This window comes from Pseudomonas sp. S60, assembly GCF_016647865.1.
Lineage (GTDB): Bacteria > Pseudomonadota > Gammaproteobacteria > Pseudomonadales > Pseudomonadaceae > Aquipseudomonas > Aquipseudomonas parafulva.
The window spans coordinates 30381-43393 of sequence record NZ_JACVVH010000034.1; the positions used below are offsets into that span (position 1 = coordinate 30381).

At 65.3% G+C, this 13013-nt stretch carries 10 protein-coding genes; 8 read left to right on the top strand and 2 right to left on the bottom strand.

Annotation, left to right across the window (positions count from 1 at the left end; genetic code table 11):
* Positions 1–3: 3 nt before the first annotated feature.
* The gene (locus IAE33_RS17350; protein WP_009684590.1) at positions 4–201 is read left to right on the top strand and encodes an SEC-C metal-binding domain-containing protein; all 198 of its coding nucleotides are present in this window, start codon (positions 4–6) and stop codon (positions 199–201) included.
* A 24-nt stretch (positions 202–225) separates the two neighbouring features.
* On the opposite strand, the gene IAE33_RS17355 is transcribed toward IAE33_RS17350, so the two are convergent.
* Positions 226–1419 carry an MFS transporter gene (locus tag IAE33_RS17355; protein ID WP_201164423.1) on the bottom strand — a complete coding sequence of 398 codons (1194 nt, stop codon included), beginning with the start codon at positions 1417–1419 and terminating at the stop codon, positions 226–228.
* 129 nt (positions 1420–1548) lie between these two features.
* On the opposite strand from IAE33_RS17355, the gene IAE33_RS17360 reads away from it, so the two are divergent.
* The 7 genes from IAE33_RS17360 (at position 1549) to pdeM (ending at position 12692) form a co-directional block, all read left to right on the top strand.
* Positions 1549–2889, top strand: a complete 1341-nt coding sequence (locus tag IAE33_RS17360) for an aminotransferase-like domain-containing protein (RefSeq protein WP_201164424.1) — start codon at positions 1549–1551, stop codon at positions 2887–2889.
* A gap of 104 nt (positions 2890–2993) precedes the next feature.
* On the top strand, positions 2994–5435 hold the full coding sequence (locus IAE33_RS17365; protein WP_201164425.1) for a penicillin acylase family protein: 2442 nt from the start codon (positions 2994–2996) through the stop codon (positions 5433–5435).
* A 109-nt stretch (positions 5436–5544) separates the two neighbouring features.
* A complete protein-coding gene (locus tag IAE33_RS17370) occupies positions 5545–6561 on the top strand; it encodes a ligase-associated DNA damage response exonuclease (RefSeq protein WP_028633227.1) in 1017 nt (338 codons plus the stop codon).
* Entirely contained in the window at positions 6558–8216 is a 1659-nt protein-coding gene (locus IAE33_RS17375) for an ATP-dependent DNA ligase (RefSeq protein WP_201164426.1), read from the top strand. The genes IAE33_RS17370 and IAE33_RS17375 overlap by 4 nt, the downstream gene beginning before the upstream one ends.
* A gap of 118 nt (positions 8217–8334) precedes the next feature.
* A complete protein-coding gene (locus IAE33_RS17380; protein ID WP_201164427.1) occupies positions 8335–9450 on the top strand; it encodes a succinylglutamate desuccinylase/aspartoacylase family protein in 1116 nt (371 codons plus the stop codon).
* 67 nt (positions 9451–9517) lie between these two features.
* Positions 9518–11962, top strand: coding sequence for a ligase-associated DNA damage response DEXH box helicase (locus tag IAE33_RS17385; RefSeq protein WP_201164428.1), 2445 nt, complete (start codon positions 9518–9520; stop codon positions 11960–11962).
* Positions 11963–12038: 76 nt separating this feature from the next.
* Positions 12039–12692: a ligase-associated DNA damage response endonuclease PdeM gene (gene pdeM, locus IAE33_RS17390; RefSeq protein WP_201164429.1), complete on the top strand. Its 654-nt coding sequence runs from the start codon at positions 12039–12041 to the stop codon at positions 12690–12692.
* A 6-nt stretch (positions 12693–12698) separates the two neighbouring features.
* Here pdeM and IAE33_RS17395 read toward each other — a convergent pair whose 3' ends face one another.
* Positions 12699–12920 (bottom strand): hypothetical protein, encoded by a 222-nt coding sequence (locus tag IAE33_RS17395; RefSeq protein ID WP_201164430.1) that lies wholly within the window; start codon positions 12918–12920, stop codon positions 12699–12701.
* Positions 12921–13013: the final 93 nt, after the last annotated feature.

Here is a 13013-nt window from a genome sequence, read left to right on the forward strand (position 1 = left end):
GCAATGTCCCAACAACCCCACGTTCATGGCCCCGACTGCAACCACGATCATGACCACCATCACGATCACGGCCATGTGCACGGCCCGCACTGCAACCACGGCCACCAGGAGCCGGTGCGCAACGCGCTGAAGGACGTCGGCCGCAACGACCCATGCCCCTGCGGCAGCGAGAAGAAATTCAAGAAGTGCCACGGCGCCTGATACAAGGCGCCGCGCAGGGCTTCGCTAGCGGTAGTGAAGCCCGGCCACCTTGCGCGGCAACAGCAGTGCAGTTGCCAGCAGCAACCCCAGGCACAGTGCCATGCACAGCACGTTCGTGCCCCCCCAACCCACCAAGTCCAGCAGCAACGATGGGCTGAAGGCACCTACGGTCGCGCACACCGCTATCGCCAAATCGTTCTTGCCCTGCATCTGCATGGCACCCGGGCTGTTCTGCAGCGTCTGCGCCAGCAGCGCCCCGCCCCCCACATAGGTCAGGTTCCAGCCAAGGCCCAGGGCAATCAGTGAAACCGTCATCACCGCATAGCTGCTTGAACCCATGTTCAGAGCAGTGCACGCGATCAGCAGCATCAACCCCCCACAGATCGTGGCCCTGATACCCAGCCGCTGGATGATCGCCCCGGTGAAAAACGACGGCGCGAACATGGCGACCACATGCCACTGGATGGCCAGGCGAACGTCGGAAAAGTCTTCATGCATATGCTTCATGTGCAGGGATGCCTGGATCATCAGCAGGTTCATGATGCCGTACCCCAAGGCCGCAACCCCCATCGCCACTGCAATGCCCGGCGTGATGCCATGCCCGGAAGGGCTCAGCGGTGACCGGGGCGCGGTAGCGGGCGCAACCTGGCCATCACCTGGCAAGCAAATGGCGATCACCAGCGACACCAAGGCCAGGGCGGTGAAGGCGGCGTAGCACAATGAAAACAGCGGGAACCCACCAGCATCGCGCAGCCATTCGGTAAGGGCAGGCCCGACAGCGGCGGCAATCACCCCACCCGCCACCACCAGTGAAAGCGCCTTGGGCTTGAGGTGCTGCGCAAGGTTGTCAGTGGCAGCAAAGCGGTTGAAGTTGGCAAAGGCGATGTACACGCCCAACGCCGAGTGGCTGGCCACCAACGCGCCAAACTGCTGATGCTCCACCGCCAGGAAGCCGCAGACGCCCGACACGGCCAGCGGCAATGCCCCCAGGATGAACGCGCGTTTGCGGCCAATACGCGCCATGAGCCGGGACACCGGGTAGGTCGCCAGCATCACGAACAGAAACTGGAACCCGTACGGCACCGTGGACCATGCCGCTGCCGGGGCCAGCGCAGCCCCCACAATGGCAGCCATAGTCACCGACATCACGGCAGTGGTGAGGTTGACCGACTGGGCCAGAAAATACAGGTACGTGCGTGCGGGAAGGGTTGTGCTCATGGTGGCTCGCCGAGGGTAAAAGGGGTGACAGCAACAGCGTCGCACCGTTGACGACGTTTTCGGCAAACAGTCGACGTGCTTTACGGCTAACTGTTAGGGTGTTTTTTCTAACGCCCGCAGGAAAGCCCCGTGCCGCAACACGACCTATTCGAGCAGTTGAAGCAGCGCCTGACAGCCGGTGAATGGCTACCCGGGCAACGCATGCCGTCCATTCGCAAACTCACCGTGGCAACGGGTGGCACCTATCACGAGGTGGTTTCCAGCTATGCCCGCCTGGTCAGCGAAGGGCTGCTCACGGCGGTACCCGGGCGTGGCTACTTTGTGGCCACTGGCACCCGACCCGCCGAAACGGGCGAGCCCACTGGCGACATGGCGCAAGACCCGCTCTTCAAGCTGTTGCAAGGTGGGCAGCACTTCACCAAGCTGGGCAGCGGCTGGCTGCCCCCTGCCTGGCGTGATACCGAACTGCTGGCCAAGGCCATCCGCCGTACCGCCCGTCTGGAACAAAGCTCGCTGGCTGAATACGGGGATATCCAGGGTTACCTGCCGATGCGCAAGCAGCTGTGCATGCACCTCGGTCGGCTGACCCGCATCGAGGCACACCCTCACCAGCTGCTGACCACCCTGGGTGCCACCCAGGCGCTGGACCTGGTGGCACGCCTGCTGATCAGCCCCGGGGACCACGTGTTCGTGGACGAGCCGGGCAATGGCAACCTGATCAAGCTGATCCAGCTGGCCGGCGGCCACGTGGTAGGCATCCGCCGCACAGCCGACGGGCCAGACCTGGAAGACATGAAACAGCATCTGGCCAGGCACAAGGTGAAGGCGTTCTTCTGCAACAGCACCTTCCACAACCCGACCGGCGGCACCATCAGCCCCCACAATGCGTTCGGCGTGCTGCGCCTGGCCGTGGAACACGATTTCTTCGTGGTCGAAGACGATGTGTACGGCGACTTCAGCCCGGGGGTGCGCCAAACCTTCGCCGAGCTGGACAACCTGCAGCGGGTCATCTACATCGGCAGTTTTTCCAAATGCCTTTCGGCTTCGCTGCGGGTGGGTTACATCGCCTGCCCGCCGCCCCTGGTAGCGCCGCTGATGCGCCTGAAGCTGTTGACGTGCGTCGCAGTGCCGGCGTTTTGCGAACGCTTCGTCAACACCATTCTCAGCGACGGTACCTACGCCCGACACATGAATGATGTGCAGCAGCGCCTGATCCACCAGCAGGCGCACACCCAACGCGTGCTGCTCAAACACGGCTGGCATTTCGACATAAGCGCCCAAGGTGGCATGTTCCTCTGGGTATCGCACCCTGACCTTGCCGACCTGCAACCCTTCATGCGCCGGCTGGAACAGCAACGGGTACTGCTGATGCCAGGCACGGCATTTGCGGTGACACGTGACTACCAGCGTTATACGCGCATCAACTGCACGCACTTTTCAGACGGCGTAGCCGAGCTTTTCAGGGTGTAAATGGACGCCGGCAAATAAACCGCCCGCTGACCTTGCACGACGCCTGCGCGCTCACTACCTTTAGCGCCTTTCCAAACCCGCAATGCCTTGCAGGAGCCCTTGCCATGGCCGCCCCCGCCTTCCCCCCTTTCCGCCTGCGCTTCGCAACGGCTTTGACGCTGCTCGGCACCCTGGGCCTGGCCGGTTGCCAGACCGGCGCCCAGCAAGGCAGCGTGCCATCCGCCACGGGCATGCAGCCGCTCAAGGGCCTGGCGCAGAACGTCTCGGTACGGCGCAACCCCATGGGCGCGGCGCTGATTGAAAGCAGCAGCTTCCACGACGCCTTGTTCAGCCTGGGTTACGTGCATGCCGGTGACCGCATCGAGCAGATGGTTGCCATGCGCCTGTTGGCCCAGGGGCGGCTGGCTGAACTTGCCGGTGCCGATGCGCTGGACATCGACCGCCTGATGCGGGCGGCCAACCTCAAGCAGAGCGCGGCCCAGCAATACGCCGACGCTTCGCCGCGCCTCAAGCGGTTTTTCGAGGTGTATGCGCGGGGGGTGAACGCTTACCTGTTCCGCTATCGCGACAAGCTGCCCGCTGGTCTGGCCGACAGTGGCTACCGCCCGGAGTACTGGAAGCCTGAGGATTCGGCGCTGATTTTCAGCCTGTACGCATTCAGCCAGTCGGTGAACCTGCAAGAAGAGCTCAGCGCCCTGACATTGGCGCAAAAAGTGGGCAGCGACAACGTGGCCTGGCTGCTGCCCGGCGCACCCGACGAGCCCCTGGCCACCGGGGAAACCGACAAGCTCAAGGGCCTCAACCTGGCCAGCCAGTTGCCCGGCCTGCAAGCCCTGGCGGCGGCCAGCCAGAAACTGGCGGACCTGGACCTGCTCGGCAGCCCGGGTTCGGCCAACCTGGCCATCGGCCCGCAACACAGCCGCAGCGGCAAGAGCTTGCTGGCCAGTGACAGCCGTGCCATCTGGGCCCTGAGCCCAGTGCAGATCCACACCGGCAAGTACCAGGTGGCAGGCTTGTCGCTGCCCGGCCTGCCCATCGTGCTGTCGGGTTACAACGGCCAACTGGCCTGGAGCAGCAGCGCGGTGATGGCTGACAACCAGGACCTGTTCCTCGAGCAAGTGCGCCGCCAGGGCAACCAGCTCAGCTACCTGGCCGATGGCAAGTGGCTGCCCGCCCGCGCCCGCACCGAAACATTCCTGGTGCGCGGCCAGCGCCCTCAACGCGAAGTGATGTACGAAACCCGCCACGGCACCCTGCTGGCCCAACCGCCCGGCGCCAGCCTTGGCCTTGCCCTGAACCTGCCGCAATTCAAGGGTGATCGCAGCCTGGATGCGCTGTTCGACCTGACCCGTGCCAAGAATGTGGAGCGTGCCTTCGACAGTACACGCGAGGTCACGGCGGCTGCGCTGAACTTCGTGTTCGCCGAGCCCGGCCATATCGCCTGGCAAGTCAGCGGGCGTTACCCCAACCGCCGCGAAGGCCAGGGCCTGCTGCCCTCGCCGGGCTGGGACGGGCGCTACGACTGGGACGGCTACGCCGATACCATGCTACACCCCTACGACCAGGACCCGCCCGCCGGCTGGATCGGCCATGCCAACCAGCGCAGCCTGCCCAAAGGCTACGGCATGCAGCTGTCCAGCACCTGGTACTACCCGGAACGGGCCGAGCGCCTGGGCCAACTGGCGGGCAACGGCCGCCACGACAGCCGCAGCCTGATGGCCCTGCAGAACGACCAGGTGACATTGTTGGCCGGCAAACTCAAGCAGATGTTCGAAGCCCCCGGCATGGCCCAGCCACTGAAACAGGCCATCGACGCCCTGCCCGCCGCGCAGCGTGACAAGGCACGCGATGCGCTGGCCCGGCTCAAGGCCTTCGATGGGCGCATGAGCCCGGTGTCCGCCGATGCGGCGCTGTATGCGCTGTTCCTGCAGGCATTTGCCCGGGAAACCTTCCTGGACGAACTGGGGCCAGAGCCCGGCGCTGCCTGGCAAGCCTTTGTCAGCAATGCCCGCCTGTCGTACTCGGCCCAGGCCGACCACTTGCTTGGCCGCGATGACAGCCCATTCTGGGACGACCGCACCACGCCACAGAAAGAAGACAAGCCCGCCATCCTTGCCCGCAGCCTCGCGGCGGCGGTGGATGCAGGCACCGCGCAACTGGGCGCAGACCGCCGCGCCTGGCAGTGGGGCAAGCTGCACCAGTACCGCTGGCCTGCGCCTGCCTACCATGGCCTGGGGGATGCCATCAGCCGCCCACCACAAGCCGCCGGTGGCGACTTCAGCACCCTGGCGCTGACCCCGTACGCCTGGGGCAGCGGTTTCGACATCCACCTGCCCGCTTCAGCGCGCATGGTGGTCGACTTCGGCCAGGCCGAACCCCTCCAGGTACTGACCAGCAGCGGGCAGTCCGGCAACCCGGCCAGCGCCCATTACAGTGACGGCCTGGACGCCTGGTTCAAGGGGCGCTTCATGGTGTTGCCGCTGCAGCCGCAGAACTTCGCCCGGGCCTACGGCAACCAGCGCCTCACCCTGGTGCCGGGCAAATAAGCGGTACGGCGCGCGTGCGGGCTGTGCAGCGGGGGCGGTGATACCACCGGTCGAACTTCCCTTCGCTGCCATGGCTCCTAACTGGTAACTCCCAACCAGCGTACGTGCCATGGACCTTGTCATTGCCCGCCCAGAAGGCCTGTATTGCCCGCCCGGTGATTTCTATATCGACCCGTGGCGGCCGGTGGACAGGGCCGTCATTACCCATGGCCATGGCGACCATTCCCGCTCCGGCAACCTCCACTACCTTACCGCCGAACCTGGCGCCGGCATTCTGCGAAGCCGCCTGGGCAAGGACATCAACCTGCAGACCCTGCCCTACGGCGAACGCCTGCAACACCACGGCGTAACCCTGAGCCTGCACCCGGCAGGGCATGTGCTGGGGTCGGCGCAGGTACGCCTGGAGTACCAGGGCGAGGTGTGGGTAGCGTCCGGGGACTACAAAGTCGAGCCCGACGGCACCTGTACCCCGTTCGAGCCAGTGCGTTGCCATACCTTCATCACCGAGTCCACCTTTGGCCTGCCTATCTACCGCTGGCCCACCCAGGCCGATATCTTTGCCGGCATCAATACCTGGTGGCGGGCCAACAGCGAACAGGGCAAGGCCAGTGTGTTGTTCTGCTATGCCTTCGGCAAAGCCCAACGGATCCTCCATGGGCTAGACCCCAGCATCGGCCCTATCCTGGTGCACGGCGCCGTCGAGCCGCTCAACCGCGTGTACCGGGAAGCAGGCGTGTACCTGCCCGAAACCCGCTACGCCGGCGACATTGCGCGCAACGACCCGCTGCTGCGCAAGGCGCTGGTGCTGGCCCCCCCTTCAGCCGGGGGTAGCAGCTGGATGCGCCGTTTCGGCGACTACAGCGATGCCTTTGCCAGTGGCTGGATGCTGCTGCGGGGCACACGGCGCCGGCGCGGCGTCGACCGCGGCTTCGTGTTGTCTGACCACGCCGACTGGCCAGGGCTGCTGTGGGCCATCGGGCAGACAGGGGCCGAGCGGGTGATGGTGACCCACGGCTCGGTCAGCGTGCTGGTGCGCTACCTGATGGAACAGGGCCTGGACGCCCGCGCCTTCGTCACCGAGTACGGTGAAGAAGACGATGCAGCCACCACGGAGACCGGCACATGAAAGCCTTCGCCGAACTGTATCTGCGCCTGGACAGCACCACCTCCAGCAATGCCAAGCTCGAGGCCTTGCGGGGCTATTTCGCCACCGCACCCGCCGAGGATGCCGCCTGGGCTGTGTACTTTCTGGCGGGCGGCCGGCCGCGTCAGCTGGTGCCCACCCGGGTGCTGCGCGAGCTGGCCGGGGCCTTGGCCGGATTGCCTGACTGGCTGTTCGAAGAAAGCTACCAGGCAGTGGGCGACCTTGCCGAAACCATCTCCCTGCTGTTGCCAGAAAGCCACCAGCAAGACCAGGAAGGCCTGGCTCACTGGGTTGAAAACCACCTGCTGCCATTGCGCGGCCTGCCACCTGAAGACATCCAGCAGCGCCTGCCACCGCTGTGGGCACGCCTGGACCGCCCCAGCCTGATGCTGTGCCTGAAACTCATCACGGGCAGTTTTCGTGTAGGCGTCTCGAAGCTGCTGGTCACCCGCGCCCTGGCGCAACTGGCGGAGCTGGATGCCAAACGGGTGGCCCAGCGGCTGGTAGGTTACACCGACATCAGCCACCGCCCGACCGCTGCCAGCTACCAGCAGTTGATTGCCCCCGCGTCTGCCGACGAGCACAGCCAGCGCGGTGGCCAGCCGTATCCGTTCTTCCTCGCCCACCCGCTGCAAGCCCCTACCGAGCAGTTCGAGGCGCTGCTCGGGCCGCCAGGCGACTGGCAGATCGAGTGGAAGTGGGACGGTATCCGCGCCCAGGTGGTCAAGCGTGACGGCCAACTGTGGGTGTGGTCGCGGGGCGAGGAGCTGGTTACCGAGCGCTTCCCCGAACTGCAAAGCCTGGCACAGACCCTGCCCGACGGTGTGGTGCTCGATGGCGAGATTCTGGTGTGGAAGCCCGGCACAACGGACGCCGACCTGGCGGTGCAACCTTTCGCCCTGTTGCAACAACGCCTGGGCCGCAAGACGCTGGGTAAGAAGCTGCTGAGCGAGGCCCCGGTAGTGCTACAGGCCTACGACCTGCTGGAATGGCAAGGCGAAGACTGGCGCAGCCGCCCTCAGCATGAACGGCGCAAGCAGCTGGAAAACGTGCTGCAAGCCTGCCCACTGGCACCGGTGCTGCTTTCGCCACTGCTTGAGGGCCCTGACTGGGCCGACCTCGCCCGCCAACGCGAGCAGTCGCGCAGCCTGGGGGTCGAGGGGCTGATGCTCAAGCAGCGTGAAGCCCTGTATGGCGTGGGCCGCACCAAGGACATGGGCACCTGGTGGAAATGGAAGATCGACCCTTTCAGCGTGGATGCCGTGCTGATCTATGCCCAGCGCGGCCATGGCCGCCGGGCGAGCCTTTACAGCGACTACACCTTCGCCGTCTGGGATGCCCCGGCCGGCACACCCGGCCGCAGCCTGATCCCCTTCGCCAAGGCCTACTCGGGCCTTACCGACGAAGAAATGCGCAAGGTCGACGCGATCGTGCGCAAGACTACCCAGGAAACCTTCGGCCCGGTGCGCAGCGTCACCCCAACCCTGGTATTCGAGTTGGGTTTTGAGGGTATCGCCTTGTCCAAGCGCCATAAAAGCGGTATTGCCGTGCGCTTCCCGCGCATGCTGCGCTGGCGCCAGGACAAGCCCGTGGACGAAGCGGATGACCTGGCCACCCTGCAGGCCTTGCTGGTCTGAACCGCCGCATCTGCGCTAAGCGTCGCGTAAAACCGATAAGCACATGCCTTGAAACTGTGCTTCTATCTGTAAGCCGACCCGTGTCGCAGCACGTTCTCGCCATGCACTCAGGACCAACATGCACCACTCTACCCACGACTTGCTTTCGCCCGTTCCGGGTATCACTCGCCAAATCCACAGCTTCCATTTCGGCCCCCGCGGTGGCCGCAAAGTGTATATCCAGGCCTCGCTGCACGCCGATGAATTACCCGGCATGCTGGTAGCGTGGCACCTCAAGCAGCGCCTGGTGGAACTGGAACAGCAAGGCCGCCTGCAGTGCGAAATCATCCTTGTTCCGGTGGCCAACCCGGTAGGCCTCGAACAGGTGCTGCTGGACGCACCCTTGGGGCGCTTCGAGCTGCAGAGCGGGCAGAACTTCAACCGCAATTTCGTCGACCTGTCCGACAGCATCGGTGACCAGATCGAAGCGCACCTGAACCAGGACCCGGCGCACAACACTGCACTGATACGCGAGTACCTGCGCCGTGGCCTGGACGCTCACCCCGCGCGTACGCCTCTGCAGGCCCAGCGGCTTATCCTGCAGCGCCTGGCCTGCGATGCCGAGCTGGTCATCGACCTGCACTGCGATTTTGAAGCCGTCGAACACCTGTACACCACGCCGGATGCCTGGCCGCAGATTGAGCCGCTTGCCCGCTACCTGGGCACCCAGGCCAGCTTGCTGGCCACCGACTCGGGCGGGCAGTCGTTCGACGAGTGCTTCAGCCTGGTGTGGTGGCAACTGCAGCAACGCTTCGGCAAGCGCTTCCCAATCGCGCTGGGGTGTTGCGCAGTGACCGTGGAGCTGCGCGGCCAGGCCGACGTCAGCCACGACCTGGCGCGTCAGGACGCCCAGGCGATCCTCGACTACCTCACCCATGCAGCCGTGATCGAAGGGGCCGCCCCCGCCCTGCCTGCCTTGCCCAGGCCTGCCACGCCGCTGGCAGCGGTAGAGCCGGTTACCGCTGCACTGGGCGGGTTGCTGGTGTATCACGCCAAACCTGGCGATTACCTGGCAGCTGGCCAGTTGATTGCCGAGGTGATCGACCCGCTCAGCGACCGGGTAACCGCGCTGCATAACACCCAGCCGGGGCTGATGTATGCGCGCAGCACTCGGCGCATGGCTACCGCCGGTATGGTCATCGCCCATGTGGCCGGTGAGCAGGTGTGCCGCAGCGGTTACCTACTGGGCAACTGACCGGGTAAAACCAATGCACCATGCGGGTGGTCTGTAGAAGCACAGCCTTCGAGGGGCCACCTGTACGATGCCCGCCACCACCGATCTTGCCAACGCCTGGTTTGCCCAACGCGGCTGGAAGCCGTTCGCGTTCCAGCGGCGGGTTTGGGCCGCCGTCGAGCGGGGCGAATCGGGGCTGCTCCATGCCAACACGGGCGCGGGCAAGACGTACGCCGTGTGGCTGGCCGCACTGCGGGCGTTCAAAGCCCAGGGCCAGGGGCGCCATGCTGCACCGCTGCAGATGATCTGGGTCACCCCCATGCGGGCCCTGGCGGCAGACACCGCCCGCGCCCTGCAGGCGCCCCTGGATGAACTGGGCCTGCCTTGGAGCGTAGGCGTGCGCAGCGGCGACACCGGCAGTGCCGAGCGCGCCCGACAAGCCCGGCGGATGCCCAGTGTCCTGGTGACCACCCCCGAGAGCCTGACACTGCTGCTGACCCGCGCGCAGGCCAGCGCCGACTTCGCCACCCTGCGCATGGTGGTGGTGGACGAATGGCATGAGCTGCTGGGCAACAAGCGCGGTGTGCAGTTGCAACTGGCCTTGGCGCGCCTGCGTCACTGGCACCCTGGGCTGCCCACCTGGGGGCTGTCGGCCACCCTGGGCAACCTGCAGCACGCGCTGGATGTGCTACTGCCCCAGGGCGGCCAGCTGGTACGCGGGCGCCAGGACAAGGCCTTGCTGGTCGATACCCTGCTGCCCGCCTCGATCGAGCGCTTTCCGTGGGCCGGGCACATGGGCCTGAAGATGCTCGGCCAAGTGGCCGAGGAGATCGACACCAGCAGCAGTTGCCTGGTGTTCACCAATACCCGTGCACAGGCCGAAATCTGGTACCAGGCCCTGCTCGAATTGCGCCCCGACTGGGCTGGCTTGATCGCCCTGCACCACGCCAGCATGGCCCGTGAAACCCGCGACTGGGTAGAACGCAGCCTCAAGCAGGGTGGCTTGAAAGCGGTGATCTGCACGTCCAGCCTGGACCTGGGGGTTGATTTTCTGCCGGTCGAGCGGGTGCTGCAAATCGGCTCGGCCAAAGGCATTGCCCGGCTCATGCAACGGGCCGGGCGCTCGGGGCATGCGCCAGGGCGCCGTTCACGGATTACCCTGGTGCCCACCCATAGCCTGGAGCTGGTCGAAGCTGCCGCCGCTCGCCAGGCATTGGCCGAAGGCCATATCGAAGCCCGCCGTTCGCCGCGGTTGTGCATGGACGTGCTGGTGCAGCATTTGGTCAGCATGGCCCTGGGCAGTGGCTTCGATGCCCAGGCACTGTTGGCAGAAGTACGCAGTACCTGGGCGTTTGCCGAGCTGCGGGACAGCCAGTGGCAGTGGGCACTGGACTTTGTCTGCCATGGCGGCAGCTCGCTCACGGCCTACCCTGACTATCAGCGGGTCGAAGCACAGCCAGACGGTGTGTACAAGGTTGCCAGCGAACGGCTGGCGCGTCGCCATCGCATGAGTATCGGCACCATCGTCAGCGATGCCAGCCTGCACCTCAAATACTGGAGCAAGGGCGGCGGTGGCAAGGGGCTGGGCAGCGTCGAGGAAGCCTTCATCGCACGCTTGCGGCCAGGTGACACGTTCGTGTTCGCCGGGCGCGTGCTGGAACTGGTGCGCGTCGAGAACATGACAGCGTATGTACGGCGCAGCACGGCGCGCAAGGCTGCAGTGGCACGCTGGAATGGCGGGCGCATGCCGCTTTCCAGCGAGCTGGCCGACGCACTGGTACAACAGCTGGATGCCGCCGCCCATGGCCGCTACGACGGCCCAGAGATGCGCGCAGTACGGCCATTGTTGGCGCTGCAAGCCCATTGGTCGTCATTGCCCACGTGCACAACGCTGCTGGCTGAGACGTTCAAATCCCGCCAGGGCTGGCACCTGTTCATGTACCCGTTCGCCGGTCGCATGGCCAACATGGGGCTGGCCAACCTGATCGCCTGGCGCGTGAGCCGTGAGCAGCCCTTGTCGGTGTCCATCGCCGTGAATGACTATGGCTTCGAGCTGCTCAGCCCCGGCCAGGTGGACTGGGCAACCTACCTGCCCCGCGCGCTCAGCCCGGAGCATCTGCTGGATGACGTACTGGCCAGCCTCAATGCCGGCGAAATGGCGCTGCGCCGCTTCCGCGAAATTGCCCAGATCTCTGGGCTGGTCTTCGGCGGGTACCCAGCAGCGCAGAAGAGCATGCGCCAGATACAGGCCTCCAGTGGGTTGTTTTACGAAGTATTTCGCAAGCATGACGCGGGCAACCTGCTGCTGGGGCAAGCGCGTGACGAGGTGCTCAATGAGGAACTGGAAATCGAGCGGCTGCACCGGCAGTTGTTGAAGATGGCAGGCCTGAAGCTGGACCTGCAGGTACTGGAACGCACCGGGCCGCTAGCCTTCGCGTTGCTGGTGGAAGGCATGCGCGAGACCCTTTCTACCGAAAAGCTGGCGGACCGCATCGCGCGGATGGTCGCCGAACTGGAGAGTGCAGCAGGTTGAGGCAGTTGACGAATATCACGCGGTGTCGGGTTCTACGGTCTGTGACGTGCACGTGCCAGCGGCCTTGGAGGCGGCCATGACCACCCATTGCGCAATCGAGCTGTGCGGCCAGAAGCTTTGGTTGCTGCCGGACAAGGCAATTTACTGGCCCGCCCGCCGGGCGCTGTTGGTAGCCGACGTGCATATCGGTAAGGCCGCCAGTTATCGCGCCCAGCACCAACCCGTGCCACGGGGCACCACCCAGGCCACCCTGGCCAGGCTCGATACCTTGCTGGCAGAGCATAAATGCGAGCTGCTGATCGTGTTAGGGGACTTTCTGCACGCGCGCACGGCGCGCGCGCCTGCCACGCTGGCGCTGGTGCAGGCGTGGCGAGAACGCCATCCTCAGCTAGGCATCGTGCTGATCCGCGGCAACCACGACCGGCATGCAGGGGACCCGCCCGCTTCCCTGGGGATCGATGTGGTTGATGAGCCTTGGATAATGGCGCCTTTTGCCCTGCAACATGAGCCCGAGGCGCACCCCACACATACCGTGCTGGCAGGGCACGTGCACCCCGCATTCGTACTGCGTGGCAAAGCACGCCAGCGCCTGCGCCTGCCCTGTTTCGTGATCGACAACAAGGTAAGCCTGCTGCCGGCCTTTGGCGAGTTCACGGGAGGCTGGGAAATTGAGCCTACCCAGGCCAGCCTTATTTATCTGGCTGGCGCAGGGCGCGTGTGGCCGCTGTAGCAGCCGTCAGGCTACGGGGGCGGGCGGTGGCTGATCGGGCAAGGTTGGCTCGCCGGGCTCCGCGGGTTCGCCAGGCTGACTCGGTTGTGGCGTGTCCGGGTCGGGCTGACCCGGCACGCCCCCGGTATGCAGGGGCAAGGGCTGAGCCAGCAGCGACCACGACAGCAATCCGATGTGATTGGGCTGCAGGCCTGCCAGCTTTGCACTGATGGTGGGATGGAGTTTCATTGGCACCTCCTGACATCAGCCGATAAGCGTCATGCATACCGGCACGGTTACAGGTTGGAGTGCCAAAGGCGCGTGAAATTCCCCGCGCCGGTC

Coding starts and splice junctions, on each gene's coding strand:
- IAE33_RS17380 (WP_201164427.1), top strand. CDS start 8,335: ATGCACCACTCTACCCACGACTTGCTTTCGCCCGTTCCGGGTATCACT.
- IAE33_RS17385 (WP_201164428.1), top strand. CDS start 9,518: ATGCCCGCCACCACCGATCTTGCCAACGCCTGGTTTGCCCAACGCGGC.
- IAE33_RS17370 (WP_028633227.1), top strand. CDS start 5,545: ATGGACCTTGTCATTGCCCGCCCAGAAGGCCTGTATTGCCCGCCCGGT.
- IAE33_RS17365 (WP_201164425.1), top strand. CDS start 2,994: ATGGCCGCCCCCGCCTTCCCCCCTTTCCGCCTGCGCTTCGCAACGGCT.
- IAE33_RS17395 (WP_201164430.1), bottom strand. CDS start 12,920: ATGAAACTCCATCCCACCATCAGTGCAAAGCTGGCAGGCCTGCAGCCC.
- IAE33_RS17375 (WP_201164426.1), top strand. CDS start 6,558: ATGAAAGCCTTCGCCGAACTGTATCTGCGCCTGGACAGCACCACCTCC.
- pdeM (WP_201164429.1), top strand. CDS start 12,039: ATGACCACCCATTGCGCAATCGAGCTGTGCGGCCAGAAGCTTTGGTTG.
- IAE33_RS17355 (WP_201164423.1), bottom strand. CDS start 1,419: ATGAGCACAACCCTTCCCGCACGCACGTACCTGTATTTTCTGGCCCAG.
- IAE33_RS17350 (WP_009684590.1), top strand. CDS start 4: ATGTCCCAACAACCCCACGTTCATGGCCCCGACTGCAACCACGATCAT.